Origin of the sequence: Streptomyces sp. NBC_00250 (assembly GCF_036192275.1) — a bacterium.
Lineage (GTDB): Bacteria > Actinomycetota > Actinomycetes > Streptomycetales > Streptomycetaceae > Streptomyces.
The window spans coordinates 4,744,723-4,770,903 of the sequence record NZ_CP108088.1; the positions used below are offsets into that span (position 1 = coordinate 4,744,723).

At 71.8% G+C, this 26,181-nt stretch carries 26 protein-coding genes; 15 read left to right on the forward strand and 11 right to left on the reverse strand.

What is annotated here, in order from left to right; translation table 11 throughout:
• Window positions 1-175: 175 nt before the first annotated feature.
• Window positions 176-1,144 carry an aldo/keto reductase gene (locus tag OG259_RS21460; protein ID WP_328943739.1) on the reverse strand — a complete coding sequence of 323 codons (969 nt, stop codon included), beginning with the start codon at window positions 1,142-1,144 and terminating at the stop codon, window positions 176-178.
• A 175-nt stretch (window positions 1,145-1,319) separates the two neighbouring features.
• Between OG259_RS21460 and OG259_RS21465 the strand changes: the two genes are divergently transcribed.
• The 4 genes from OG259_RS21465 (at window position 1,320) to OG259_RS21480 (ending at window position 5,017) form a co-directional block, all read left to right on the forward strand.
• Complete coding sequence (locus OG259_RS21465; RefSeq protein ID WP_328943740.1) at window positions 1,320-2,879, forward strand: MFS transporter; 1,560 nt, start codon at window positions 1,320-1,322, stop codon at window positions 2,877-2,879.
• Window positions 2,880-2,890: 11 nt separating this feature from the next.
• Complete coding sequence (locus OG259_RS21470) at window positions 2,891-3,322, forward strand: hotdog fold thioesterase (protein WP_266893990.1); 432 nt, start codon at window positions 2,891-2,893, stop codon at window positions 3,320-3,322.
• Window positions 3,323-3,414: 92 nt separating this feature from the next.
• The gene (locus OG259_RS21475) at window positions 3,415-3,864 is read left to right on the forward strand and encodes a MarR family winged helix-turn-helix transcriptional regulator (RefSeq protein ID WP_266893988.1); all 450 of its coding nucleotides are present in this window, start codon (window positions 3,415-3,417) and stop codon (window positions 3,862-3,864) included.
• A gap of 301 nt (window positions 3,865-4,165) precedes the next feature.
• Window positions 4,166-5,017 (forward strand): AfsR/SARP family transcriptional regulator, encoded by an 852-nt coding sequence (locus OG259_RS21480; protein ID WP_328943741.1) that lies wholly within the window; start codon window positions 4,166-4,168, stop codon window positions 5,015-5,017.
• Window positions 5,018-5,234: 217 nt separating this feature from the next.
• On the opposite strand, the gene OG259_RS21485 is transcribed toward OG259_RS21480, so the two are convergent.
• The 3 genes from OG259_RS21485 to OG259_RS21495 form a co-directional block, all read right to left on the reverse strand.
• A complete protein-coding gene (locus OG259_RS21485; RefSeq protein WP_328943742.1) occupies window positions 5,235-6,278 on the reverse strand; it encodes a 3-oxoacyl-ACP synthase in 1,044 nt (347 codons plus the stop codon).
• Complete coding sequence (locus OG259_RS21490; RefSeq protein ID WP_328943743.1) at window positions 6,278-6,814, reverse strand: cupin domain-containing protein; 537 nt, start codon at window positions 6,812-6,814, stop codon at window positions 6,278-6,280. The genes OG259_RS21485 and OG259_RS21490 overlap by 1 nt, the downstream gene beginning before the upstream one ends.
• Before the next feature lie 181 nt (window positions 6,815-6,995).
• A complete protein-coding gene (locus OG259_RS21495) occupies window positions 6,996-7,871 on the reverse strand; it encodes a helix-turn-helix transcriptional regulator (RefSeq protein ID WP_328943744.1) in 876 nt (291 codons plus the stop codon).
• 57 nt (window positions 7,872-7,928) lie between these two features.
• On the opposite strand from OG259_RS21495, the gene OG259_RS21500 reads away from it, so the two are divergent.
• The 4 genes from OG259_RS21500 (at window position 7,929) to OG259_RS21515 (ending at window position 13,226) form a co-directional block, all read left to right on the forward strand.
• A complete protein-coding gene (locus tag OG259_RS21500; RefSeq protein ID WP_328943745.1) occupies window positions 7,929-9,398 on the forward strand; it encodes an MFS transporter in 1,470 nt (489 codons plus the stop codon).
• A gap of 22 nt (window positions 9,399-9,420) precedes the next feature.
• Window positions 9,421-10,455 carry an aldo/keto reductase gene (locus tag OG259_RS21505; RefSeq protein ID WP_328943746.1) on the forward strand — a complete coding sequence of 345 codons (1,035 nt, stop codon included), beginning with the start codon at window positions 9,421-9,423 and terminating at the stop codon, window positions 10,453-10,455.
• Between the two features lie 292 nt (window positions 10,456-10,747).
• Entirely contained in the window at window positions 10,748-12,529 is a 1,782-nt protein-coding gene (locus OG259_RS21510) for a sensor histidine kinase (protein ID WP_328947134.1), read from the forward strand.
• A gap of 37 nt (window positions 12,530-12,566) precedes the next feature.
• Entirely contained in the window at window positions 12,567-13,226 is a 660-nt protein-coding gene (locus OG259_RS21515) for a response regulator transcription factor (RefSeq protein WP_328943747.1), read from the forward strand.
• 33 nt (window positions 13,227-13,259) lie between these two features.
• On the opposite strand, the gene OG259_RS21520 is transcribed toward OG259_RS21515, so the two are convergent.
• Window positions 13,260-13,691: a MarR family winged helix-turn-helix transcriptional regulator gene (locus OG259_RS21520; RefSeq protein WP_328943748.1), complete on the reverse strand. Its 432-nt coding sequence runs from the start codon at window positions 13,689-13,691 to the stop codon at window positions 13,260-13,262.
• Window positions 13,692-13,919: 228 nt separating this feature from the next.
• Between OG259_RS21520 and OG259_RS21525 the strand changes: the two genes are divergently transcribed.
• The 4 genes from OG259_RS21525 to OG259_RS21540 all read left to right on the forward strand — a co-directional run bounded on the left by OG259_RS21525 (window position 13,920) and on the right by OG259_RS21540 (window position 18,285).
• Entirely contained in the window at window positions 13,920-14,993 is a 1,074-nt protein-coding gene (locus tag OG259_RS21525; protein ID WP_328943749.1) for a hypothetical protein, read from the forward strand.
• A 103-nt stretch (window positions 14,994-15,096) separates the two neighbouring features.
• Complete coding sequence (locus tag OG259_RS21530) at window positions 15,097-16,596, forward strand: DUF2252 domain-containing protein (protein WP_328943750.1); 1,500 nt, start codon at window positions 15,097-15,099, stop codon at window positions 16,594-16,596.
• Window positions 16,597-17,139: 543 nt separating this feature from the next.
• A complete protein-coding gene (locus tag OG259_RS21535; protein WP_328947135.1) occupies window positions 17,140-17,883 on the forward strand; it encodes a hypothetical protein in 744 nt (247 codons plus the stop codon).
• A gap of 57 nt (window positions 17,884-17,940) precedes the next feature.
• A complete protein-coding gene (locus OG259_RS21540; protein ID WP_030321294.1) occupies window positions 17,941-18,285 on the forward strand; it encodes a rhodanese-like domain-containing protein in 345 nt (114 codons plus the stop codon).
• A gap of 6 nt (window positions 18,286-18,291) precedes the next feature.
• On the opposite strand, the gene OG259_RS21545 is transcribed toward OG259_RS21540, so the two are convergent.
• The 6 genes from OG259_RS21545 to paaA all read right to left on the reverse strand — a co-directional run bounded on the left by OG259_RS21545 (window position 18,292) and on the right by paaA (window position 23,196).
• Complete coding sequence (locus tag OG259_RS21545) at window positions 18,292-19,425, reverse strand: acyl-CoA dehydrogenase family protein (RefSeq protein ID WP_328943751.1); 1,134 nt, start codon at window positions 19,423-19,425, stop codon at window positions 18,292-18,294.
• Between the two features lie 117 nt (window positions 19,426-19,542).
• Window positions 19,543-20,646 (reverse strand): 2Fe-2S iron-sulfur cluster-binding protein, encoded by a 1,104-nt coding sequence (locus OG259_RS21550; protein WP_328943752.1) that lies wholly within the window; start codon window positions 20,644-20,646, stop codon window positions 19,543-19,545.
• Window positions 20,647-21,144 carry a 1,2-phenylacetyl-CoA epoxidase subunit PaaD gene (gene paaD, locus OG259_RS21555; RefSeq protein WP_328943753.1) on the reverse strand — a complete coding sequence of 166 codons (498 nt, stop codon included), beginning with the start codon at window positions 21,142-21,144 and terminating at the stop codon, window positions 20,647-20,649.
• Complete coding sequence (gene paaC / locus OG259_RS21560) at window positions 21,138-21,893, reverse strand: 1,2-phenylacetyl-CoA epoxidase subunit PaaC (protein ID WP_328943754.1); 756 nt, start codon at window positions 21,891-21,893, stop codon at window positions 21,138-21,140. Before paaC ends, paaD begins: the two co-directional genes overlap by 7 nt.
• The gene (gene paaB / locus OG259_RS21565) at window positions 21,890-22,177 is read right to left on the reverse strand and encodes a 1,2-phenylacetyl-CoA epoxidase subunit PaaB (protein ID WP_266893959.1); all 288 of its coding nucleotides are present in this window, start codon (window positions 22,175-22,177) and stop codon (window positions 21,890-21,892) included. The genes paaC and paaB overlap by 4 nt, the downstream gene beginning before the upstream one ends.
• Entirely contained in the window at window positions 22,174-23,196 is a 1,023-nt protein-coding gene (gene paaA, locus OG259_RS21570) for a 1,2-phenylacetyl-CoA epoxidase subunit PaaA (protein WP_328943755.1), read from the reverse strand. Before paaA ends, paaB begins: the two co-directional genes overlap by 4 nt.
• A 112-nt stretch (window positions 23,197-23,308) precedes the next feature.
• Here paaA and OG259_RS21575 point away from each other — a divergent pair, with 112 nt between their 5' ends.
• Genes OG259_RS21575 through OG259_RS21585 form a run of 3 tightly spaced genes read left to right on the forward strand, consistent with a single transcriptional unit; the run spans window position 23,309 to window position 26,168 of the window.
• Window positions 23,309-24,193 carry a DUF5819 family protein gene (locus OG259_RS21575; RefSeq protein WP_443051992.1) on the forward strand — a complete coding sequence of 295 codons (885 nt, stop codon included), beginning with the start codon at window positions 23,309-23,311 and terminating at the stop codon, window positions 24,191-24,193.
• On the forward strand, window positions 24,190-25,470 hold the full coding sequence (locus tag OG259_RS21580) for an HTTM domain-containing protein (RefSeq protein ID WP_328943757.1): 1,281 nt from the start codon (window positions 24,190-24,192) through the stop codon (window positions 25,468-25,470). Before OG259_RS21575 ends, OG259_RS21580 begins: the two co-directional genes overlap by 4 nt.
• Window positions 25,467-26,168, forward strand: a complete 702-nt coding sequence (locus tag OG259_RS21585; protein ID WP_443051993.1) for a TrmH family RNA methyltransferase — start codon at window positions 25,467-25,469, stop codon at window positions 26,166-26,168. The genes OG259_RS21580 and OG259_RS21585 overlap by 4 nt, the downstream gene beginning before the upstream one ends.
• Window positions 26,169-26,181 lie beyond the last annotated feature (13 nt).

The following is a 26,181-nucleotide window of genomic DNA, read 5'->3' on the forward strand; positions in this document are numbered from 1 at the left end:
GCTCCGTGGCGGGGGCTCGCCCGCGCGGTCCGGCTCCGCGGCAGGATCCTCGTGCGCGGGTGCCGACCGTCGCCGGGTCAGTGGCCGTCGGTCAGCCTGGGCGGGCGTCGACCGTCGCCGGTCGGGTCAGCGGGCGTCGGTCGGCCTGTGCGGGTGCCGGTCGTCGTCGGCGAGGTCAGCGGGCGCCGACCGGTTCCGGCAGGTCGGCCAGTTCGGCCAGGATCTCGGGCGGGAGGGTCACCGAGCCGGCCTCCACGTTGTCCTCCAGGTAGCGGCGGGTCTTGGTGCCGGGGATGACGCCCACGTGCTCGCCCTGCGCCAGCACCCAGGCGATCGCCACCTGCGCGACGGTCGCGCCGACGCGGTCGGCCAGGTCACGCACCCGGTCGACGATGGCCTGGTTGGCGCTGATGGCCTCGGGCTGGAAGCGCGGGATGCGGTGCCGCCCGTCCACCTCGGGCAGGTCCTGCGGGGTGCTGATCAGGCCGGACAGGAAGCCGCGGCCGAGCGGGGCGAACGCGATGAACGCGATGCCCTCGCGCCCGCAGTACTCCACCACGCCGTCCTTCAGGGCCTCCCGGCTCCACAGCGACAGCTCGCTCTGCACGGACGCGACCGGGTGGACCGAGTGCGCCCGGCCGATCTCGTCCACCGACGCCTCGGAGAGCCCGATCGCGCCGAGCTTGCCCTCCTTCACCAGCTCCGCGAGCGCGCCCCAGCTCTCCTCGACCGGCACCTCGGGGTCGATGCGGTGCAGCTGGTAGAGGTCGATGTGGTCCACGTCGAGCCGCTGCAGGCTGGCGTCGACGGCGGAGCGCAGATACTCGGGCCGGCCGTCCCGGTGGCTCTTGTAGGTGGCCGGGTCGTCGACGACGAGCCCGCCCTTGGTGGCGAGCAGGGCCTTGTCGCGGTAGCCCCGCAGCGCCTTGCCGACCAACAGCTCGTTGGTGAACGGGCCGTACTGGTCGGCCGTGTCGATCAGGTCGACGCCGAGGTCGATGGCGTGCCGTACGACCGCGATGGACTCGCTCTCGTCCCGGCCCAGTTCGTCGTACCCCCACGACATGCCCATGCAGCCGATGCCGACGGCCGCGAAGGTCCGCTCCGTGCCGCCCAGTTGGATCCTGCGCATGTTCGTGCGCACCGCCTCTCCCGTTGTGCCCGCCGAGTCCCGCCCACTCGATTCGTGTGACAGGCCCTCGTCTTCATGCAGAACTCTGCCATACGACATTGACATCTCCTATGCTCAGCCTCCTACTCTATGACAGAGTTCTTACACATGCCTGCCAACGAATAGAACAGAACAGGGGTGATTCTCCGTGTCCACCGGCAACCCGCGGGCGACGCTCGCCGCGGCGTGCGTCGTCGGCCCGCTGATGACCTTGGTGGTGACCGGCCCGTCCGTGGCCGTGCCCGAGATCGGCGCCGACCTGCACAGCTCCCTCGCCGCTGCCCAGTGGGTGGTCGACGGCTACATGCTGACCGCCTCCAGCAGCCTCGCCGCGATGGGCTCGCTCGCCGACCGCGTGGGCCACCGCAGGATGTTCACCTGGGGCATGGCCTTCTTCGCGTTCTGGATGACGGTCTCGGGTCTCTCCAACAGCATCCTGCTGCTCGACCTCTCCCGCGCCATCTCCGGTTTCGGCAGCGGCGCGGCCCTCGCCTCCATCACCGCGATCGTGGCCCAGGCCTTCGACGGCCCCGCCCGCGCGAAGGCGTTCGGACTCTTCGGCACCTTCCTGGGCGCGGGCCTCGCGTTCGGCCCGATGTTCGGCGGCGTCCTGGTCAACCTCTGGGGCTGGCGCTCGGTGTTCCTGGTGCTCGCCGGGGTCGCCGCGCTCGTCCTGCTGAGCACGCCGCTGCTGCCCCGTACGGAACCGAACCGCGGACCCCGCTTCGACTGGGCCGGCACCTTCGCCTTCGGCCTCGGCATCGCCCTGTTCGTCCTCGCCCTGGTGGAGGGACCGGGCCGCGGCTGGACCGACCCGATCGTGCTCGCCTCGGCCGTCGGCTGTCTGGTCCTGCTCGCGACCTTCGTGGCGGTGGAGCGCCGCTCCGAGCACCCGATGTTCGACCTGGGCCTCTTCGCCCGCCCGCAGTTCCTCGCCGTCTGCCTGGTGCCGCTGGTGCTGGCGTTCAGCTTCGTCGCGCTCGTCATCGTGCTGCCGCCGTACCTGACCTCCACGAGCGGTCTGTCGGCCGTCCGGATCGGTCTGGTCCTGCTGCTGCTGACCGGCCCGTCGCTCGTGATGCCCGCCCTCACCGGTGTGGTCGCGCAGAAGGTCTCGCAGCGCACCCTGTTCCTCGTCCTGCTCGCCTTCTCCGCCGTCGGCGCCGCCTGGCTGACCATGGTGGAGCCGGGTGCCTCGACCGTCGCGCTGGCCGGCCCGCTGCTCTTCCTGGGCATCGGGTACGGCATCTCGCTCGGCATCCTGGACGGCGCGGCCGTCTCGGCCGTCGAGCCGGAGCGGATGGGCATGGCCGCGGGCATGTTCAACACGGTGCGGCTCACCTCCGACGCCGTGTCCATGGCCGGTCTCGGCGCGCTCGTCACGGCGCTCACCAAGAGCGCCCTCGACAGCGACGCCGTCTCCGCCTTCAAGGGCGGCGCCGACGCGCTGACCTCGCGCGCCCTCCAGGGCGGTCTGACCGAGGCGGCCGAGACGCTGCCCGCGGGTGAGGTCCGGGACCGGGCGGTGACCGCGATGGCCGACGCCTACGCCTCCGGCCTGCACACCACCATGTGGATCGTCGCGGCGGCCTGCGCGGTCACGGCCGTGGTCGTCGGCAGCCTGCTGAAGGGCGGCAAGCCCTCGGCCGCCGCCCCCGCCGAGGCCGAGCCGGTCACGGCGTCGCCCGAGCCCGCCTCCGCGCGCTGAGGGGGCGGGTCATGACACAGACCGCCCTCGGACCCGTCGAGGTCCTGTCCCCCTATGTCGACGAGCAGCTGGTGGAACTCCTCGGCATCGAGGTCACGGTGTGCGAGCCGGACCTCGTGATCGGCAGCATGCCGGTGGCGGGCAACCGCCAGCCGATCGGCCTGCTGCACGGCGGGGCCAACGCCGTGCTCGCCGAGACGCTCGGCTCGCTCGCGGCCTGGACGCACGCGGGCGCCGACCGGATCATCGTCGGCCAGGAACTGTCCTGCACCCACCACGGCGGGGCGCGGTCGGGCCGGGTCACCGGCGAGTGCCGTCCGCTGCACGTGGGCACGCACACCGCCACGTACGAGATCGTCATCCGCGACGAACGCGGCCGGCGCACCTGTACCGCCCGGCTGACCTGTGCGATCCCGCCGGTCAGGCGCCGGGCGGGCCGGTGACCGAACGCACCGCGGGGAACGACGGCCGGCCGGTGCGGCGAAGGCAATGCGCGACTACTGCTTCGTCCTCTGTCGTATGCAAGACTATTGATATGGCGAAGACGACGACGGAGACGGTCGCCGCAGGCCGACTCGGGCACACGATCAAGCGGGCCGAGCAGGCTCTGATCGGCCGCAAGACGGACGTGCTGCGGGAGTTCGGCCTGACGGTTCCCCAGTACTCGGTCCTGCTGTTGCTGTCGGTCTCGGACGGCATGTCCGCGGCCCAGCTGGCGCGCGAGTGCATGGTCACGCCGCAGACGATGGCGACGGTCCTGACCAACCTGGAGAAGGCCGACCTGGTGTTCCGGGAACCCTCGGAGCTGCACCAGAAGGTCGTGGTCAACCGGGCGACCCGGGCCGGCCGCGCCATCGCGAAGAAGGCCGACAAGGCGGCCCTGCGCGTCGAGGGGTCGCTGGGCGCCGAGTTCACGCCCGAGGAAAGGGCCCGGTTCGAGGAGTACCTGGAGCGGTCGATCGCCGTTCTGGGGTCCCTCGAATAAACCCCTCGGGGGTATGTGGGACGCGTAGAAAACCACCTCGAATTCGTCTGCCGACGAAATTCAAGGTGGTTTTCTTTTTATGTCACCTGTGAGGCAGGTAACAGCCGGGGCTCCGGCCCGTAAACATTTCGTACGACGGTCGACCGAAAACGGTTTTCGGCCGGATTCCTGCTAGGGTGACCTGGTGACTCGTGCTAGGTGCACGTACCTGCGCGGGGAGCGAAGGGTTCGACCATTTCACCGCAGGGTGGGATGGATGTACCAATAAGGGGGAATGGTGCAGATTCACGTCCTGGGCCCGATGACCGTATTCGATGATGACCTGGAGCCGGTCGTTCTGGCACCCAAGCCGCGTCGTCTGCTCGCTTTACTCGCCGTCAATGCCGACAGTGCGATATCCGTCAATGCGCTTGTGCAGGAGTTGTGGGGGAACAATCCTCCCCGAACTGCCACCGCAACGATCCAGACATATATCGGGCAGGTCCGCCGCACCATCGCGGAAGCCCTCGACAAGAGCGCCAACGAAATCGCCGAAGAAATCCTCATTACCGAGGGCAGCAGTTATGTGCTGTCCACGCGGAGGGTCGCGCTCGACATCGCCGAGTACGAGATGCTGACCGCTGCCGGAAACGCCGCGGTGCAGCGCGGCGCATTCGTCGAGGGTTCCGATCTGCTTCATCAGGCCGTCGCGCTGTGGCGCGGCCCGGCGCTCGTCAACGTGGAGGCCGGCGAACTGCTCGGCGCCCGGATCGTCCACCTGGACGAGTCCCTCCTGTGCACGCTGGAGCACCGGATCTACGCCGACCTCCAGCGCGGCGCGCACCACACCCTGGTCCCGGAGCTCACCGAGCTCACCGCCCGCCACCCGCTCCACGAGAACTTCCACCGGCACCTGATGCTCGCGCTGTACCGCTGCGGCCGACGGGCGGAGTCGCTCGCCGTCATGCGGCGGCTGCGGGCCCGGCTGGTGGAGGAGCTGGGTCTTGAGCCCTCGCCGTTCCTGGTCCAGATGGAGCAGGACATCCTGCGCGGCGAGCCGTCCCTCGACACGCCCCGGCTCAGGTCGGCCGACCGGGCCACCGTCGTACGGCAGCAGGACCGCCGCAGCATGGGCAGCGTGGTGCACAGCCTGGCGCTGCGCGCGACGGGCTGAACCGAGCCGGGGGTGACCGGCTGAACCGGGCCGGCACTGACCAGCCGAACCGGGCGGCCGACATCGTGAAAGGGTCCGCGGGCACGTGCCCGCGGACCCTTTCGTATGCGACCTCGTATCCGACCTGCTTCTGCGACCTTCTTGTGCGACCTGCTTCTGCGACCTTCTTCGTACGCGGACCGCTCCGTGCCCGCGGACGCGCGCGGTCCTTCCGGTCTCAGGCTCCGCTGACCAGCAGGCACGACCAGGTGAACCCGGCCCCGGCACTGACCACCAGCGCGTACTCGCCGGGACCCAGCATCCGCCCGGTCCGCAGCTCCGCGAGGCTGGCCGCGGCGTCGCCGGCGCCCAGGTGTCCGGTGTCGGCGCCCGGCCGCAGCAGTTCCGCCCCGGTGAGCTTGCCCAGCAGCGGCGCGTAGGCCAGGTCGATGGTCTTGCGGCCGAGTCGGGGCGCCACCACGTACCGCAGCGGCACGTCGCCCGTGGCCGACAGGCCCGCGTCGGCCAGGCACGACTCCACCGCCGACCGCAGCGACGCGGTGCTCGCCGCGGTGAACGCCTCCATGCCCTCCGCCTTGAGGAACGCCTTCTTGGTGCGGCGGATGTCGACCTTCGGCCCGAGGGAACGGGCCGCCGGTCCGAACGGGTCGTCGCCGCGGTGCATGCGCTCCAGCCGGGGCGCGGCGACCGTGGCGATCGCGTGCAGGACCAGATCGGCCGGCCGGCCGCCCTCGGTTCCCGGCAGGTGGTGCAGGACGAGGGCGGTGGCGCCGTCGCCGTACCCGATGCCGTAGTCCCCGCCCCAGCGGTCGAAGCCGGGCTCCACGAAGGCGTCCGCGGTGGTGATCAGGGCGTTCCCCAGGCCGGGCTCGACGAAGAGCCGGGCGGCGGCCAGCTCCACGGCCGCCGCACCGCCGTTGCACACCTGCTGGACGCCGAGGGGCACGGCGTCGGCGGCACCCAGCCGGTCGGCGACGAAGTGCGCGGGGGACCACAGGTCGTGGCCCTGGTAGTGGATCCAGGCGTGCAGCAGGAGGCCCACGGCGCCCGGGTCCACACCGGCCGCGGAGAGTGCCTCGCGGCCGGCCTCGACCGCCATCTCGGGCGGCGCGAGGTCGGTCACCGGCAGTACGGCGTACCCGAGTTCGTCGGCGGTCTCGGCGTCGACCAGCTCACGCGCGACCGCCTCGGCCGCGCTCTGCCTGCCCGGGGGCAGCCAGAGCGAGGGGCCCGAGATGCCCAACGGGCGGGGCAGACGCATCACTCGGCCCCGGTGCTCGTGCTCTTCGAGGTCAGCGCGGCGACGTCGCAGCCCGGGTCCGGGGCGGCCGTGGTCGGCGCGGTCGCCTTGGTGGGGATGATGTCGACGACGTACAACTCGACCGGCTCGGTGCCCTTGTTGATGCCCATGTGCACGGTGGTCGGGCCGACGGGCTCCACGAGCGACTCGCCCGCGCTGTACTCCTCCACCGAGCAGTCCGAGCCGTCGATCCGGGTGAACGTACCGGAGTTGATGACGGCGATCTCCTCGCCCACGTGGTAGTGCCAGCCCGTGGAGGCGCCCGGCTGCACGATCGCCTTGCGGTAGAGGACCTTGCGGTCGCCGGTCGCCTTGATCTTGAAGGGTGCCGAGGTGATGCCCTGGCTCAGCGTGACCGCGCTGACCGGGGGGACGTCGGCCGTGACGTCGGCCTGGGCCATGGGCTGGGTGGCGAATCCGGCGCCGAGCGCCACCGCGACGACGGCACCGGCGGTGATGAGCCTGCTCTTCTTGACCACGGAATGTCCTCTGCTCACGGGAACGATCGCAGTCATATGTATCAGAGCATTGTCACTGAGATGAGGTCTGTCGTGACTTCCTGTGCTGCCCTTGAGTCGGCCTTGAGCGGTTCTCTTGCGAGCCCCTCGGACCCGCCCTCGGACCCGCTGTGCGACCGGCCTCGGGGCGGCTCTCCTGACGGGATTCCCGCCCGGCCGCTCAGCCCGCCTCGACCAGCGAGATCCTGCCCTTCCGCTCGTCCCGGCCCAGCAGTTCCACGACCTTCTCGCGGGTCTCCGTACCCGGCCGCGCCGTGTGCAGCATCAGCCGGATCCCCGGACGGTCCGGGATCTCCAGCACCGAGTGGTCGAAGATCAGGAACCCCGCCCGCGGATGGTCGATGCCCTTCACGCCCTGGTTCGTCGCCGTGAGCTCGTACCGCGACCACAGCTCCGCGAACTCCTCGCTCTCCTCAGTCAGTCGACGCGAGATCGACGTGAACCGCGACTCCTCCGGATAGCGCGCGGCATCCCTGCGGAACTCGGACACCAGACCCGGAGCGACCTCCGCCCAGTACCGATGACGCGCCCGGAACGCCGGATTGGTGAAGAAGGACACCAGGCAGTTGGTGTCCCGCTCGCCGAAACCGAAGACCAGCGAGGCCGCCCTGTTGAGCCCCACGATGTCCCAGCACCGGTCGATCACATACGCAGGACTCGGCATCCAGCCCTCCACGAGGGCCGTCAACTGCGCCGTGTCCGCGAGGTCGTCCGCCGCGCGCTGCGGCGGGTTCATCCCCACCAGCCGGTACAGATGGTCCCGCTCCACGGCGTCCAGCCGCAGCGTCCGGCTGATGGCGTCCAGAACCTGCTCCGACACCTTGATGTCCCGGCCCTGTTCGAGCCACGTGTACCAGGAGGCTCCGATGCCGGCCAGCATCGCGACCTCCTCCCGGCGCAGCCCCGGCGTGCGCCGACGCGCACCGGGGGGAAGCCCCACGTCCTCGGGCCTGAGCCGTTCCCGGCGCGTGCGCAGGAAGTGCTTGAGCTCCTCGCGTCGACGGGGCTCCCGTACTGCGTTGAGGCTGGTGGTCATGAACCCAGGATACGTTCGGGCTCCCCACGCCATGGCGATATTTGCCAGCCTTCTGGCATGACTCCCGACTCCGCCACTCAGCCGCCCGGCAAGGCGCCCTTCACCACCCGCCAGTGGCTCATCATCGCCCTCCTGTGCGGCGCGCAGTTCATGCTCGCCCTCGACTTCTCCATCCTCAGCGTCGCGCTCCCCGTCCTCGGCGAGGACCTCGGCTTCAAGCTGAGCGACCTGCAGTGGGTCGTCACCGCGTTCGCGCTGCCCTCCGGCGGCCTGCTGCTGCTCTTCGGCCGCGCCGCCGACCTCTATGGCCGCCGCAACTGGTTCGTCGCCGGCATGGTCCTCTTCGCGGTCGCCTCGCTCGCCGGCGGTCTCGCCACCACGCCCGGCTTCCTGCTCGCGGCCCGCGCCGCCCAGGGCGTCGCCGCCGCCATGCTCACCCCGGCGGCCATGTCGCTGCTCACCACCAACTTCTCCGAGGGCTCGCAGCGCGACCGCGCGCTCGGCATCAACGGCGCCCTGCTCTCCCTCGGCTTCCTCTCCGGCGTGGTCCTCGGCGGTGTCATCACCGACCTCACCAGCTGGCGCGTGACGCTCTTCATCAGCGTCCCCGTCGGCATCGTCGCCGCCATCGCCGCCCCGATCCTCATCAAGGAGAGCCGCAACGAGGAGACCCCGAAGCTGGACCTCCTCGGCGCCGTCACCGTCACCGGCGGCCTCATTTCGGTGATCTTCGGCATCACCTCGGCCGAGCGCAACGGCTGGAGCGCCACCACCACCCTGGTCTCCCTCGCCGCCGGACTCGTCCTCCTCGTCGCCTTCTTCGCCGTCGAGTCGCGGGTCACCGCACCCCTCGTCGACCTGAAGGTGCTGCGCCGCCGCACCGTCAGCTGGGGCAACGCCACCGGCCTCATCACCTTCGCGATGATGACCGGCATGGTGTTCCTGCTGACCCTGTACATGCAGCAGGTGCGCGGCATGAGCCCGCTCAACGCCGGCTTCACCTTCGCCTCCCTCGGCGTCGCCGCCGTCCTCGGCGGCGCCTTCGCCGCCCGGATCATCGGCGCGATCGGCGTCCACCGGGCCCTCGTCTACGGTCTGCTGCTGCAGGCCGTCAGCACGGCCGCGCTCTACTTCCTCGACACCACCGGCGGCATGCCGCTGCTCCTCATCGCCACCGCCACCGGCGGATTCGGCCACCTCCTCGCCGTCGTCGGCTACATGATCACCGCGACCTCGGGCCTGCCCGACAGCGAGCAGGGCCTGGCCACCGGCCTCGCCTACACGGGCCAGCAGCTCGGCGTCACCGTCGGCACCCCGGTCCTCGCCACCGTCGCCGCCGCCGGCATCGACTCCGCGGGCGGCAGCGGCCCCGCCGCCGTCCTGGAAGGCGTACAGGGCGGTCTGCTGCTCGCCGCCGGCGCGCTGCTCGTCGCGGGCATCGTCGCCATCGCCTTCCTGCGGCCCGGCCGGACGACGGCCGAGGCCCCCGCCGCGACGGACCGCCAGGTCCCCGCCGAAGCGCGCTGAGACACCGAGGAAGACGATCCGAATGCGTATGCGCTACCTGGGCCGCACCGGCCTCCAGGTGTCCGAGATCTGCCTCGGCACCATGACGTTCGGCGGCCGCCACGGCTTCCAGCACATGGGCCAGCTCAACACCATCGAGGCCCGGCGGCTCGTCCACGCGAGCATGGACGCGGGCGTCAACTTCTTCGACACCGCCGACATGTACTCCGCCGGACAGTCCGAGGAGGTCCTCGGCGCCGCCCTCGGCACCCGACGCGAAGACGTGATCATCGCGACGAAGGTGCGCTGGCAGATGCCCGACGGCAGCAGCGGTCCGAACGACCGCGGCCTGTCCCGGCACCACATCGTGCGCTCGGTGGAGGCCAGTCTGCGCCGCCTCGGCACCGACTACATCGACCTCTACCAGACGCACGGCTGGGACGGCCGCACCCCGGTGGAGGAGACCCTGCGGGCCCTGGACGACCTCGTCCGGGCGGGCAAGGTGCGCTACACCGGCGCGTCCAACCTCAACTCCTGGCAGCTCACCCGCGCCCTCGCCGCCAGCGAGCGGGCCGGCCTGGAGCGTTTCGCCTCGCACCAGATCCAGTACAGCCTGGCGGCCCGCGAGGTCGAGTGGGAACTGCTGCCCATGGCCGAGGCCGAGGGCGTGGGAGTCATGGTGTGGAGCCCGCTCGCCGGCGGTCTGCTCAGCGGCCACCAGGAGCGGGGCGCCACGCCGCCGCCGGGCACGCGACGGGCGGTGGGCTGGTTCGAGCCCGTCGACCCCGAGCGCGCCTTCGACACCGTCGACGTCCTGCGCAGGATCGCGAAGGAACGCGAGGTGTCCCCGGCCCAGGTGGCGCTGCGCTGGGCGCTGGACGGAAGGGGCGTCACCTCGGTGGTCATCGGCGCCCGCAACGAACGCCAGCTCACCGACAACCTGGCCGCGACGACCTGGTCGCTGACCCCCGAGGAGCACGCCGCCCTCGACGAGGTCAGCGCCCCGCCGCTGCCGTACCCGTACTGGCACCAGGACTACTGCGACGTGGACCGCCTCAAGGAGTCGGACGAGGGCTGAGGGTGTCCGTCGGGCGGAAGCCCCGTGGGTCAGGGAGACCTACGGGGCTTTCGTGTGTTCGCGTGCTCGTGCCTTCGCGTGCTCGCGCGTTCGTGGGTTCCTGGGTTCGTGGGTTCGTGGGTTCACGCGCTCGTGCTTTTCCGGTGGGACCGTCGGCTGATGGCTGTGGCTGTGGCTCACGGGGATGGCTCATGGGGATGGCTGATGGGGTGCGACTTTTGTCGTCGGGGGGCGAGACGAAAGAGGGAAGACCCGGGACGGGGTCGCGGCCTACCGTGCGAGCGTGGACGCTATGTCGAAGTCGTCGGGGACCCGGAGTTCGTACGGGATCGGGGCCGCGCTCGCCGCAGGGTGGGCGTGGTTCGCGGTGCCGGGGCAATGGTCGGGGCGCAGGACCACCGGTGAGGTGGCACTCGCCGCGGTCCTCGCGCTGCTCGGCGCCGGCACCGAGGACCTCCTGGGCGGCGAGGGATGGCTGCTGGCCGGCGTCGCCGCCGGGTCCGCCGTGCTGTCGCTCGTACGGCGCAGACTTCCCGCCACCGTGCTCGTCCTCACCGCGGGACTCGCGCCCCTCGTGCCCGGCTTCGGGCCCCTGCTGCTCGTCGTCGGCTGGTCCTCCGGGCGGTACATCGCGGGGGTGGGCCGTGCGATCGCGGCGTTCATCGCCGCCTTCGTGGTGAACGTCGGGGCGAGCCTGCTGGGGCCCTGGGACCGCGACCGGCTGCTCACCATCGCGTTCATGGCGACCCTCTACTACCTGGGCACCACCCTGGCCCCCGGGCTGGCCCACCGCTACTGGACCCAGCGGCGGACCCTGCTGCACGCCCTCCAGGAGCGCAACGCCCAGCTGCTGCGCGAGCGGACCATGGTGGTCGGGCAGGCGCGGCTGCGGGAACGGCAGCGGATCGCCCAGGACATGCACGACAGCCTCGGGCACCAACTGGCCCTGATAGCCGTCCACACCGGAGCCCTGGAGGTGGACCGGGACCTGAGCGACCGCCAGCGCGAGGTGGTCGGCGTCCTGCGGAACGCGTCGGTGACCGCGATGCACGAACTGCGCGAGGTCGTCGGGATCCTCCGCGACGGGATCGAAGCAGCCGACGGGACGGCGGCGGCGCCCGGACGGTCCGGGGACGAGACGGGCCGCGCCGCGCGCGGGATCGCGGGCATCGAGGGGCTCGTGGAGGCGGCGCGGACGGCCGGCACCAAGGTGGGTCTGAGCCGGTCGGGCGCGGAGCGGACGCTGGCACCGGCGGCCGACCACGCCGCGTACCGGATCGTGCAGGAGGCCCTCACCAACGCCTACAAGTACGCGCCGGGGGCGGCGATCGGCGTCGAACTGCGGTACGAGCCGGACACCTTCGTGGTCGAGGTCCTCAACGAGCGGCCCACGGACGAGCCGGCGGCGGACGTGGTCAGCGGCGGGCAGGGACTGACCGGCCTCGCCGAACGGGCCCGGCTGGTGGGCGGCATGTGCCATGCGGGTCCGGCCGACGGCGGCGGGTTCCGGGTGGCCGGGATGCTGCCCTACGGGGCGGCGCCCGTCGCGGAGGCAGCGCCTTTGGTCGATGCGGCCGACGACTTCCGGCAGCAGACCACGAGGCCGCTCCCGGGCGATGGTCGTCCGGTCATGGTCGGACCGGCCGACTGGACGTTCACGGAGCGGGAGCTCGCTATGGCGGTACGTGGGGGCAGGGGCAGAAGCACGGGCGGTTCCATCGCACTGGGCTGCGGAATCGCGTTCGCGGCCCTCGTGCTGCTGGTGGTGGCGGCGGGCTTCGGTCTCTACTTCCTGATGGGGTCGGTGCAGGAGGGGATGATCGACCCCGAGAAGTACGACGCGGTGAAGGTCGGGGCGCCGGAGAAGGAGGTGCGCGGCCAACTCCCGTCCGGTGACACGATCGCGACCGCGGGCCTGAGCGGCAAGGGACCCGCGATGCCGGACGGCGCGGACTGCCTGGTGCTGATGTCCTCGGAGGTGAGCGACACCTTCGACAAGGAGCCCGTTTTCCGGTTCTGCTTCAAGGACGGCAAGCTGATCGAGAAGAAGTCGTACGAGGTCGAGGCGCGCTAGCGCCGACCCGCCCGTACCGGAGCCGTGGGGAGTAGCTGTGGCAGGGCAGCCCATCAGGGTCGTGATCGCCGACGACGAGCCTCTGATCAGGGCCGGGATCCGGATGATCCTCAACTCCGACCCGGAGATCGAGGTCGTCGCCGAGGCCGCCAACGGCCGGGAGGCGGTCGAGCAGACCCGGGCGCACGCCGCCGACGTGGTGCTGCTCGACATCCAGATGCCGGTGCTCGACGGCCTGTCGGCGCTGCCGGAGCTGCGCCGGGCGGTGCCGACGGCCCGGGTGATCGTCCTGACGACCTTCGGGGAGCGGGACAACGTACTGCGGACCCTGGAGCACGGGGGTGCAGGGTTCCTGCTCAAGGACACGGCTCCGGCGGAGCTGATCCGGGCGGTACGGGCTGCCGCGGCGGGCGACGCGTATCTGTCACCGGCGGCGACCCGCCACGTGGTGGAGCGGCTCGCCACGGGCCGGGAGGCGGCCCGCGCCGAGGAGGCGCGGGGGCGGGTCGCGGGCCTGAGCGAGAAGGAGCGCGATGTGCTGGCGCTGCTCGGGGAAGGGCTGTCCAACGCGGACGCGGGGAAGCGGCTGCACATGAGCGAGGCGACGGTGAAGACGTATGTGAGCCGGATCCTCGCCAAGCTGGACTGCGAGAACCGGGTTCAGGCGGCGCTGCTCGCGCGGGACGCCGGGCTGTAGGAGGGGGACTGTGCGCGGGCGCGGTCGTTCCGGTCAGCGCGGGGGGCTGTCCGGGAGGCCGGCCGTGCCCGCGGTGTTGTAGCGGAGCAGGTAGGCGGCGAAGCGGGCGAGGTCCTCGGCGGACCAGTCCTTGAGGCGTTCCTGATAGGCCGCGAGACGGTTCGTCTGGGCGGTGGCGAGCACCCTGGTGCCCTCCTCGGTGGGGTGCAGGACGTGCACGCGATGGTCGTCGGGCGCGGGACGCCGCTCGACGAAGCCGAGCTTCTCCAGGCCGGCGACCTGGCGGCTGACCGTCGACTTGTCCAGCAGGTAGTGGGCCGCGAGATCCGTCGCACGGCAGCCGCGCTGCTCCTCGATGTGGGCGAGGAGCGTGTACGAGACGAGCGGCAGCTCGGGGTGGACGCGGGCCGCCGCGGCCCGGGCCCGGCGGGCGAAGGCCGTCAGCTCGCGCTGGATGACGTCCACGGAGGCCTCACGTGGTGGCGCGTCCGAGGTCTCGCCTGGCCGCGCGTCCGCTGTCCCACGGGACGGCACGCCCGATGTCTCGGGTGATGGCTGTGCGTGCGACGCCTCATGCGGTGGCTGTGTGTCGCCGGTCATGGTGGGCTCCCTCGTCGCCGTAACGGGCACGGTTCGCCCGCCACGCGCTTCCGGTTGTATAGTACAACGGTTGTTTAGTTGTAAAAGCCAACCATGGAGGTCTCGGTGTCCGCAGGACCGAACACCACCGGTGCGGTGCGGCATGTCCTCGGACATCTGCTCACTCCGCTGCTGATGTGCGTCGGCATGGGACTCGCCTACCTCGGCGCCTTCCACGCCCCCCAACCCCACGACCTGCGCGTCGACGTCGTCGGCTCCGGACCCACCACCCAGGTCCTCGCGCAGACCCTCCAGAACAAGGGCGCCGGCGCCCTCGACGTCCGTACCGTCGCCGACCGGGACACCGCGATCACCGCGCTGCGCGAGCAGAACAGCTTCGGCGCCTACATCCCCGGCGAGCGGCCCGAACTGCTCGTGGCCTCCGCCTCCTCCGACACCAGCGCCATGGCCGTCGAGAAGGTGTTCACCAAGGTCGCCGCCGCAGAGGACGCCCCCCTCAAGGTCACCGACGTGGCCCCCGTCGCCTCGGGCGACCCCACCGGGCAGGGCGTCTTCTTCCTGCTCGTCGCCCTCAGCATCGGCGCGTACGCCTCGGTCGCCGTCATCGGCGGAGCCGGAGCCGTTCTGCCCATGCGGATCAGGGCCCTCCTCGCCGCCGCGATGTCGCTCGTCGTCAGCCTGATCGGCACCCTCTTCGCCGGTCCGCTCTTCCACCTCGTCGATCAAGGGCTCGGCGGAGTGTGGGCACTGTCCTGGCTGTACGCGGCGGGCATCCTGCTCGTCGGCGTCGGCCTCCACACCTTCCTGCGCCGCTGGACCACGCTCGGCGTGATGGTCCTCTTCGTCATGCTCAACTTCACCAGCTCCGGCGGCATCTACCGGCCCGAACTCCAGCCCGGCTTCTTCGGCGCGCTGCACTCCTTCTGGAACGGTGCGGGCTTCGTCGAGGGCGTACGCGGCCATGTGTACTTCGACGGGCGCGCCCTCGGCGGACACATCCTCGTCCTCGCCCTGTGGCTCCTCGCCGGAGCCGCCCTCGTCGTCGCCGCGGGAATCACGGAGGCGAGGTGGGCGACGCAGCAGGTGGCGGCGGCTGGCGAGCGGCAGACGGAGCGGCAGACGGAGCAGGAGACGGAGCAGGAGATGGAGGAGGCAGTCGCGGTCTGAGAGTTGTCCACAGGCGGTTGTCCACAGGGGGAGACGCCTGCTCGGACGCGGCGGTACGGTCAGCCCGGATGATGTTGGACTTCGCATCGGGGGAGGGCAGGCAATGGACGAGATCCGGGCCGTGGTGCCGGAACAGCGCGACACGGACGGCGGGGCGGACGGCCGCTCACACAGCGGGACGGACGGCGTGCGCATGCCGCACGTGCCGGGGTTCGCGCGCCGGGCCACCACCGTCGGCGGGACCACCCGCCCCGTCGCTTCCCCCAAGGAGCGGGGCAAGGAGCTGCGCGAGCGGGTCCCGCGTTCCGCGCACCGGCAGCCCGCCCTCGCCGCTGACCGCCCCGACGCCGTCCGGGCCGTCGAGGAGTCGAACCGCGACCGCGTCCCCGAACTCGCGCCGATGCGGGTCGGCAGGATGGCGGCCGGCCCCTTCGCCTTCATGCGCGGATCCGCCGGACTGATGGCCCACGACCTGGCCGGCACCCCCGTCACCGGAATCGCCGCCCAACTCTGCGGCGACGCCCACGCCGCCAACTTCGGGCTCTACGGAGACGCCCGCGGCCGGCTCGTCATGGACCTCAACGACTTCGACGAGACCGTCGTCGGCCCCTGGGAATGGGACCTCAAGCGGCTCGCCACCTCCCTCGTCCTCGCCGGCCGTGAAGTCGGAGCGAGCGAGGAGGTGTGCCGGGCCGCCGCCTTCGACACCGTCGGCGCCTACCGGCGCACCATGCGGCTCCTCGCCCGGCTCCCCGCTCTCGACGCCTGGAACGCGATCGCCGACGAGGAACTCGTCTCCCACACCGACGCCCGCGACCTCCTCGGCACCCTGGAGCGGGTCTCCGCCAAGGCCCGCAACAACACCAGCGCCCGGTTCGCCGCCCGGTCGACCGAGGCCGTGACCGACGCCGAGGGCGGCGGCCGCAGATTCGTGGACGCTCCCCCGGTCCTGCGCAGGGTTCCCGACGCCGAGGCGGCCGCCGTCGCCGCCGCCCTCGGCCCGTACCTGGAGACCGTGTCCGAGGACCGGCTGCCGCTCCTCGCGCGGTACGCCGTCCACGACGTCGCCTTCCGGGTCGTCGGTACCGGCAGCGTCGGCACCCGTTCCTATGTCGTGCTGCTCCTCGACCACCGGGGCGAGGCGCTGGTGCTCCAGGTGAAGGAGGCCCGGGCGTCCGCCCTGCTGCCCCACCTGCCGGCCGCGGGCTTCACCGTGCCGGACCCCGGCCACGAGGGCCGGCGCGTCGTGCTCGGACAGAAGCGAATACAGGTCGTGAGCGACATCCTGCTCGGCTGGACCACGGTGGAAGGGCGGCCCTTCCAGGTGCGCCAGTTCCGCAACCGCAAGGGCAGCGTCGATCCCGCCGCGCTCACCGTGGACCAGGTCGACGACTACGGCCGGATGACCGGAGCCCTGCTGGCCCGCGCCCACGCCCACAGCGCCGACCCGCGCCTGATAGCCGGGTACTGCGGGAAGAACGAGGAGTTCGACGAGGCCGTAGCCGCGTTCGCCGTCTCGTACGCGGACCGCACCACCGCGGACCACGAGGACCTGCTCGCCGCCGTCCGCTCCGGACGAATAGCGGCCGAGCTGGGCGTCTGACCGACGGCCGGCAGGGCGGGGCGTCTGACCGACGGCCGGCAGGGCGGGGCGTCCGGTGGATGCCCGGCAGGGCGGGGCGTCCGACCGACGTCCGCCGGGCAGGCCGTCCGACGGATGCCCCGCCGAGCTGGGCGTCCGACCGGCATCCGGCTGGCATCCGGCTGGGCTGGGCGTCGGCTGACGCCCTACGTATGACCAGGGGGAGGGAGGGGAGGGGGAGGGGAGGGGGGAGGCCCCCCTGGAAGGACCGTAGGCTGGGTGGGACGAGCCGGAACGAGGACGTGGGCGGGCGTAGACGTGAGCGTGCACCAGGGTGCGAACGAGGGCCCCGAGAGCCGGCGGCCCCAGGACGAGCCGTCCCAGGACGAGCGGCCCCCGGGCGCGTCCCAGGGTGAGCAGCCGCAGGACGAGCCGTCCCGGGGAGAGTCGCCGCAGGACGAGCAGCCCCAAGGCGAGTCGCCTCAGGGTGAGCAGCCTCAGGGTGAGCAGACCCAGGGTGAGTCGTCTCAGGACGAGCGGCCCGAGGCGCGGCTTGAGCGGGCTGTGCGGGTGGCCGAGCAGGCGTTGATCGAGTTCGAGATCGCGGTCGAGACGTTCCGCGTCGAGGTGGACAACTTCTCGCGGCTGCACCACCAGAAGCTCGGCCCGATGTACGCGCGGCTCGACGAGCTCGATGCCCGGATCGCCGAGGCCCGGGCGGCGCGGAGCGGCGACCCGGAGGATCTGCGGCGCGCGCAGGAGGCGAGGGCTGCGGTCATGCCGATGCCCGGGGTGGACGAGCTGTTCCACGACTGGATCGACTCCGACGGTTTCTCCCCCGAGGCCCAGGCCATGCTCACCGACCGTCCGGTGCAGCCGCCGAAGCGGGTCCGCCCCACTGAGGAGGCCCGCAGGCTCTACCGGGAGCTGGCTCGTAAGGTCCACCCCGACCTGGCCCGCGAGGAGGACGAGCGGAAGCGGCGCGAGGAGTTCATCACGCGGGTGAACGCCGCCTATGCCCGGGGCGACGAGACGCTCCTTCGCGAACTGTCCGCGGAGTGGGAGGCCGGTCCCGTGCCGGCCGAGGAGCGGCTCAGCGAGAGCGAGGAGCTGTACGCGCGCCTGGAGTGGCTGGCGCAGCGCAAGGACATGCTGTCGGCGGTGGCGCGCGAGCTGGAGGAGAGCGCGATCGGCGCGATGCTGCGGATGGCGCCGGAGGACCCGGACCGGCTCCTGGAGGAGATCGCGGAGCAGCTGCTCGCGCAGGTTTCCGAGCGGGAGAGCGAGCTGGCCGAGTTGGTGCAGTAGGTTTTTCCGTGCGCTCGAGTTCCTTCGGGCGGTACTGAACGAGAGAAGGCCGGTCCCATGAATTTCTCCCCGCTGCCCTCGGTGGACGCGGCTTCCGTGCCGGCCGATGCCCTGGTGCTGGACGTCAGGGAGGACGACGAGTGGGCGGCCGGTCATGTCGAGGGCGCGCTGCACGTGCCGATGAGCGACTTCGTGGCCCGCTTCGGTGAGGTGACCGAGGCGGTGGCCGAGCGCGGTCGGGCGTATGTGATGTGCCGGGTGGGTGGCCGTTCGGCGCAGGTCACGCAGTATCTGGTGCAGCAGGGCTTCGACGCGGTGAACGTCGAGGGCGGAATGCTCGCCTGGGACGGTGCCGGGCGCCCGATGGTGGCGGGTACCGGAAGCCCGGCCTTCGTTCTCTGACGGGTCTCAGTCGAGGGGGTGGGTGGCCAGCAGGTCGCCCAGGGCGTCCTCGTGGGCGGCGGCGGGGCCGAGCGAGAGTTCCAGGTGCTTGGCCCAGGCGTGGTAGCGGTGCAGGGGGTAGTCGGTGTCGGCGCCGAAGCCGCCGTGCAGGTGCTGGGCGGTCTGCACCACTCGTCGTACCCCTTCGGAGGCCCAGATCTTCGCGACGGCGATGTCCCCGGCGGCGGGGAGTGCCGCTTCGGCTCCGCTGGAGAGACGCCAGGCGGCCTGCCAGAGGGTGACTTCCATGGCGCGCAGGTCGATGTAGCGGTCGGCGGTCTGGACGGCGACGGCCTGGAAGGTGGCCACGGGGTGGCCGAACTGTTCGCGTTTCCCGGTGTATTGGCTCGTCATGGTGAGGACGGCTTCGCCGAGGCCGAGGGCGAGTGCGCAGGTGCCGGTGGTGAGGAGTCCGCGCAGCCGGTCCCAGGCGCCTTCGGTGTCGATGACGTCGGTGCCGTCGAGGCGTACGGCGTCGAGCCGTAGTTCGGCGAGGAGTTCACCGCTGGTGGAGTACTGGGCGGTGAGGGTGAGTCCGTCGTGCGTGCGGGGCAGCAGGGCGAGGACGGTGGTGCCGTCGGTGGTGTGCGCGGGTACGGCGATGATGTCGGCGCCGTGGGCCCAGGGGACGGCGGTCTGGAGGCCGTCGAGGATCCAGTGGGTGCCGTCGCGGCGGGCTGTGACGGCGCGCTCGGCGGGGTCGTGGCCGGTGCGTCCCTGGGCGGCGGCGGTGAGGACGAGTTCGCCGCGGACCACGCGGGGGAGCAGTGTGGCGGCCGTCTCCGGGGGCGCGTACCGCTCGACGGTCATGGCGACGGCGCTGGTCTCCAGGAGGGGGACGCGGGCGAGGACGCGGGCCGATTCGCGCAGGACGAGGCAGAGGGCGACGGGGTCGAGCCCGCCGCCGCCGTGCTCCGGGGACAGTACGAGGCCCAGCAGGTCGGCGGCGGCGAGGCGGGACCAGAGCGGTCGGTCGAGGTCCTCGGACACGGCGCCGGGGGTGAGGGCGGGGCTCGGTACGGCGTCGGGTGTGACGCCGGAGAAGACCGCCTTGGCCGCCTCGACGGCTGCCTGCTGCTCTTCGGTGAAGGTGAAGTCCACTGCCCTGCCCTCCCGTTGTGCCCCTGCTGGTCCTGACGGTTCGTCAAGATAGAACAGGTTCTAGTGGAAGGGAATGGCGGCGCCGCAGTTGGTCGGGTGTGGCGCCGGGGCCTCTCGTCAGCGGTCGAAGTCCAGCTCCACGTCCGGGGTGACCGGGTGGGACTGACAGGCCAGCACGTATCCGGCTTCGGTCTCCTCCGGTTCCAGCGCGAAGTTGCGGTCCATCCGCACCTCTCCGCCGACGAGGAAGGCGCGGCAGGTGCCGCACACCCCGCCCTTGCACGCGTACGGGGCGTCCGCGCGGGAGCGGAGCACTGTGTCGAGGAGCGTCTCGCCGCGGTCCACGGGCCAGGTGCCGGACCGGCCGTGCAGGGTCGCGGTCAGCGTGGCGTGCGCGGGGGTGTCGGCCGTCGGGACCGGTGCGGGTGCGGAGCCGTCGTCGACGTGGAAGATCTCCTGGTGGATCCGGCCGCGGTCGACGCCGAGGCCGCGCAGTGCCTGCTCGGCGCCCTGGACGAGCCCGAAGGGCCCGCAGAGGAACCAGCCGTCGATCGCCTCGACCGGCAGCAGTGAGGGCAGCAGGGCGGCGAGTCGCTCGCGGTCGAGCCGGCCGGACGGCAGACCCGCCTGCTGCTCCTCCCGGGAGAGGACGGTGACCAGCTGGAAGCGGTCGGGATAGCGGTCCTTCAGGTCGGCGACCTCGTCGAGGAACATCGTGGACGCGGCGGTGCGGTCGCTTCGGATCAGGCAGAACCGGGCCTCGGGCTCGCGGGCGAGCAGGGTGGCCGCGATCGACAGGACCGGGGTGATGCCGCTGCCGCCGACGACGGCCGCGAAGTGGCCGGGGCGCGGGGCGAGCGAGAAGCGGCCCATGGGCTCCATGACCTCGACGAGGTCGCCGACGGCCAGCTCCTTGAGGGCGTACGTCGAGAACGATCCGCCGTCGACGAGCCGGATGCCGACGCGCAGGACGGGGGGTTCGCCGGCCGGGGCGGCGGGGGCGCAGATCGAGTACGTGCGCCGGATCTCCTCGCCCTGCTCGCCGGTGCGGCGCAGGGCGAGGTGCTGGCCGGGGAGGTGCCGGTACGTTTCGTGGAGCTCGGGCGGGACCGCGAAGGTGACGGCCACGGAGTCGTCCGTGAGCCGCTCGACCTCGCTCACCGTGAGGGGATGGAACCCGGCTCGTCCGGCGGCCGGGCCGCCCACGCCTGAGGACTCCATCTACAGCTCCTTGAAGTGGTCGAACGGTTCGAGGCAGGCGGTGCAGCGGCGCAGGGCCTTGCACGCGGTGGAGGAGAAGCGGCTCAGGAGTTCGGTGTCGGTGGAGCCGCAGTGGGGGCAGCGGATCGCCAGGGTCAGCGGTATCGGGCCGCCGGCCGGGCCCTGGGGGCGCGGCGGTGCGACTCCGAACTCGGCGAGCTTGCGTCGGCCTTCCTCGCTGATGTCGTCGGTGGACCAGGCGGGGGCGAGGACCGTGACGACGGAGACCTCGGGCACTCCGTGTTCGTGGAGTGCGCGCTCGATGTCCGAGGACATGGTCTCGACGGCGGGGCAGCCGGTGTACGTCGGGGTGAGGGCGACCTCGACCCGGCCGGGGCCGGTGACCTGGACGCCCCGGAGTACGCCGAGCTCCGCCAGGGTGAGGACGGGCAGCTCGGGGTCGAGGACGGCGCCGGCGATCCGGCTCAGCTCCTCCTCCAGGGCGGTCATGGTCACCATGTCGCCCCCGGGTGGCTGCGGTGCAGGTGCTGCATTTCGGCGATCATCCGGCCGAAGGACTCGGTGTGCAGGCCCTGTCGGCCGGCGCCCGCGGCCCAGGCGCCGGTGCGCGGCCCCTCGGGCACGGTGAGCGTGGCCCGGCCGAGGACGGCCGTGACGGAGGTCAGCCAGGCGCTCTCCATGGCCGCGTGGTCGACGTCGAGGCCTGCGACGGGCTGGAACAGCTCGCCCGTGTACCGCCAGAGGGCGTCGCAGGCGCGCTGCATGCGCTCGTGGCTCTCGGCGGTGCCGTCTCCGAGGCGCAGGGTCCAGTGCTCGGCGTGGTCCTGGTGGTAGGCGACCTCCTTGACGGCCTTGGCCGCGAGGCCGGCGAAGGGGCCGTCGCCGGAGGCCAGCTGCCCGTAGAGAAGGCGCTGGTAGGTGGAGAAGTAGAGCTGCCGGGCGATGGTGTGGGCGAAGTCGCCGTTCGGCTGCTCGACCAGCTGGACGTTCCGGAAGGAGCGCTCCTCGCGCAGGTACGCGAGCTCGTCCTCGTCGCCGACGAGGGAGAGCAGGATGCGGGCCTGGCCGAGGAGGTCGAGCGCGATGTTCGCCAGGGCGACCTCCTCCTCCAGGACGGGGGCGGAGCCGGCCCACTCCCCCAGGCGGTGGGAGAGGACGAGGGCGTCGTCGCCGAGGGCGAGTGCGGCGGCGGTGATCGCGGCTTCGGGGGTCGCGGCGCTCTCGCGTGTGTCGGGGGTGGTGCTCACAGGTGCTTCACCCCCTCCGGGATCTCGTAGAACGTCGGGTGGCGGTAGGGCTTGTCCGCGGCCGGCTCGAAGAAGGGGTCCTTCTCGTCGGGCGAGGAGGCGGTGATCCCGGAGGAGGGGACGACCCAGATCGACACGCCCTCGCTCCTGCGGGTGTACAGGTCACGGGCGTTGCGCAGGGCCATCTCCGCGTCGGGCGCGTGGAGACTGCCCGCGTGGGTGTGGGACAGCCCGCGGCGGGAGCGCACGAACACCTCCCACAGCGGCCAACCGTCGCTCGTCATGCCTGTGCCTCCCCGTGCTTGCCGGTGTGCTTGTGCTTCTCCGCGTGGGCCGCCGCGGCTTCCCTGACCCAGGCGCCGTCCTCGTGGGCCTGGCGCCGCTTGCTCAGCCGCTGGTCGTTGCAGGGGCCGTTGCCCTTGAGGACGTCCCAGAACTCGGCCCAGTCGATCGCGCCGAAGTCGTAGTGCCCGCGCTCCTCGTTCCACCGGAGGTCGGGGTCGGGGAGGGTGAGTCCGAGGGCCTCGGCCTGCGGGACGGCGATGTCGACGAAGCGCTGGCGCAGCTCGTCGTTGGAGTGGCGCTTGATCTTCCAGGCCATCGCCTGGGCGGTGTGGGTCGACTCGTCGTCCGGCGGGCCGAACATCATGAGCGAGGGCCACCACCAGCGGTCCACGGCGTCCTGCGCCATGGCGTGCTGGGCCTCGGTGCCGTTCGACAGGGCGAGCAGCGCCTCGTACCCCTGGCGCTGGTGGAAGGACTCCTCCTTGCAGACCCTGACCATCGCGCGGGCGTACGGCCCGTAGGAGCAGCGGCACAGCGGGACCTGGTTGGTGATCGCGGCGCCGTCCACCAGCCAGCCGATCGCGCCGACGTCGGCCCAGGTCAGCGTGGGGTAGTTGAAGATCGAGGAGTACTTCTGGCGGCCCGAGTGGAGCTTGTCGAGCAGCTCGTCCCGGCTGGTGCCGAGGGTCTCCGCGGCGCTGTACAGATACAGGCCGTGGCCGGCCTCGTCCTGGACCTTGGCCATGAGGATCGCCTTGCGCCGCAGCGAGGGCGCGCGGGTGATCCAGTTCGCTTCCGGCTGCATGCCGATGATCTCTGAGTGGGCGTGCTGCGCGATCTGCCGGACGAGCGAGGCGCGATAGGCCTCGGGCATCCAGTCGCGCGGCTCGATCCGCTCCTCGGCGGCCACGGCGGCGTCGAACACGGCCTCGTAAGCGGCCTGCTCCGCCGCCACGGCCGCGTCCGACACGCCGGGCACGCCCGTGGTCTCTGCCGTCCCTGCCGTCACTGCGGTCATCGGACCCCCTACCGACCGATCGTTCGGTTGAATGACTTCAATGGTGAGTCGACGGCCCGTATGGTGTCAACCCTGTGGATAACCGAGGTGGGCCGATCGAGATCGGGGCGGGATGGACGCGCACGTCGAAAAGGACGCGGCTGACGTGGCCGACGGCCGTCCGACACCCCCTGCGGACGCCCCTGCGGACGCCCTGAGGGATCCCTCGGCGGACTCGCCGACAGGCGCCCCGACAGGCGCCCCGACATGCGCCCGGGCCGACATCCCGGACGCGTCGCACACCCCGGACACGCCGCACACCCCGGACGCGGCACACACGGCACACACGGCGGACCGTGCGACCACCGGGATCATGGCGCTGTCGATGCCCTACCAGGTCGTCCTCGCCGTGGCCCTCGCCGTCGTCGGGGTCTTCGCCTGTGTCCATCTGGCGATGGTGTTCCTGCACGTGGCGCCGTCCAACACCCTGACCAAGCGGCACGGCCAGGCGGTCGACGACTGGGTCTACCCCGAGTTCGAACAGAACTGGAAGCTCTTCGCGCCCAATCCGCTCCAGCAGAACATCTCCGTCGAGGTCCGCGCCGAACTCGCCACCGACGACGGAAGCCGCCGCACCACCGGCTGGATCGACCTCACCGCCCAGGACGCCGCGGCGATACGGCACAACCCGATGCCCAGCCACGCGCAGCAGAACGAGCTCCGCCGGGCCGTGGACTTCTACCTCAACACCCACTCCGACGACCACAGCCCCAGCGGGCTGCGCGGCCGCCTCTCGGAGGAGTACATGCGCCGGATCGCGATGCTCCGCCTCGGCGACCTGTCCGGTGACGTGAAGCGCGTCCAGCTGCGTACCGTCACCCGGGCGGTCCCCGCCCCCAAGTGGAGCTCCGAGAAGATCGACACCGCCCCCGCCTACCGCGACCTCCCGTGGTGGCCGGTCACCGACGCCGACCGGCCCACCGGGGTCGACCGAGGCCACACGGAGGCGGGCCGATGAGCACCCCCACCCCCAGCCCCGGCCCCACGCCCCCTTCCACCACGTCCACGCGAGCGCGTGGAGGTGCCCGCGAGCCCTTCGACCGGCGGCTCGCCCGCGCCGTCCAGACCGTCACGGGTCGCTCCCTCGGCCCGTACCAGACCGCGATCGTGCGGATCGGCTTCTCGCTGACCTGGCTGTTCTTCCTGCTGCGCGAGCTGCCGTTCCGGCACGAGCTGTACGGCCCCGACGGCCCCTGGTCCTGGGAGATGGCCCGCCGGCTGATCGCCGACAACCGGTCCTTCACCGTGCTCATGTGGTCGGACGGCGGCCTCTGGTTCGAGCTGGTCTACGGGCTCGCCGTGCTCTCCGCCGTGCTGCTCCTGGTCGGCTGGCGCACCCGCGCCGTGTCGGTCGTCTTCATGGTCGGCGTGCTGTCCCTGCTGAACCGGTCCGTCTTCGTGGGCGACGGCGGCGACAACGTCCTCCACCTCGCCGCGATCTACCTCGTGCTGACCCGCTGCTCCCAGGTGTGGTCCCTCGACGCACGGCGGGCGGCCCGCGAGGCCCGCGCCGCCCGGGCCGGGGAGCCGCCGCGCCAGGATCGCGTCGGCCCGCTCCTGTGGACGGTGCTCGGCGGCTTCCTCCTCGCCACCACCTGGTTCAGCGAGGTCACCGGCGAGTGGTGGCTGCCGGTGCTGCTGTGGGTCCTGTGGCTGGGGAACGGCTTGTGGTGGCTGGTCTGCCGGTACGCGCCGGAGGAGCCGCGCACCCTGCTCGACGCCCTCGCCCACCTCGCGCACAACGCCGCCCTCGTCGTGATCATGGCGGAGGTCTGTCTGATCTACGCCACGGCCGGCTGGTACAAGATCCAGGGCTCGCGCTGGCAGGACGGCACCGCGCTGTTCTACCCGCTGAACCTGGACTACTTCACGCCCTGGCCGGCCCTCTCCGAGCTGCTCGGCACCAGCGGGGTCATGGTGATGCTGCTGACCTACGGCACGGTGATCGTGCAGGTCGCCTTCCCGTTCACCCTCTTCCACCGCAAGGTCAAGAACGTCCTGCTCGTCGTGATGATGCTGGAGCACGCCGGGATCGCGGTGCTCCTCGGACTGCCGGTCTTCTCGCTCGCGATGATCTCCGCCGACGCCGTGTTCCTGCCGACGCCCTTCCTGCTGGCGCTCGGCTCCTGGGCCGTACGGGGCAGGGACCGGCTGCTGCGGCGCAGGTCCGCCGGGACCCTGCCCGAGCAGCGCCGTACGGGTGAGGAGCACGGTCCCCGTACCCTCGTCGGGTGAGCACCACCGAAGAGAAGGCAGCGCCCGAGGCCGTGGCCGAAGCGGGAGCCGAGGCCGCCGAGCCGGTCCAGTACGACGAGGGCTTCGCCCCCGAGATCGGCGTCGGACCGCATCCGGAGCCGTGGCCCGAGGGCGAGCGGTACGACCCCGAGCTGCTCGCCGGCGGCGACCGGCGCAACGTCGTGGACCGCTACCGGTACTGGACGCGGGAGGCGGTCGTCGCCGACCTGGACACCCGCCGCCACGACTTCCATGTGGCCGTGGAGAACTGGGGCCACGACTTCAACATCGGTTCGGTGGTACGGACGGCCAACGCGTTCCTGGCGAAGGAGGTCCACATCGTGGGCCGGCGGCGCTGGAACCGGCGCGGCGCCATGGTCACCGACCGCTATCAGCACGTCCGGCACCACCCGGACACCGAGTCGCTGACCTCGTGGGCGGCGGCCGAGGGCATCCCCGTCATCGGGATCGACAACCTGCCGGGCGCCGTGCCGCTGGAGCGGACCGTGCTGCCCCGCCGCTGCGTGCTGCTCTTCGGGCAGGAGGGCCCGGGACTCACCGAGGAGGCCCGCGCGCACGTGGAGATGGTCTGCTCGATCGCCCAGTTCGGCTCGACCCGCTCGATCAACGCGGGAGCGGCCGCCGCCATCGCCATGCACGCCTGGGTGCAGCGCTACGCGGAGATCGAGACTCCCTGAGCCCGGCCGCGGA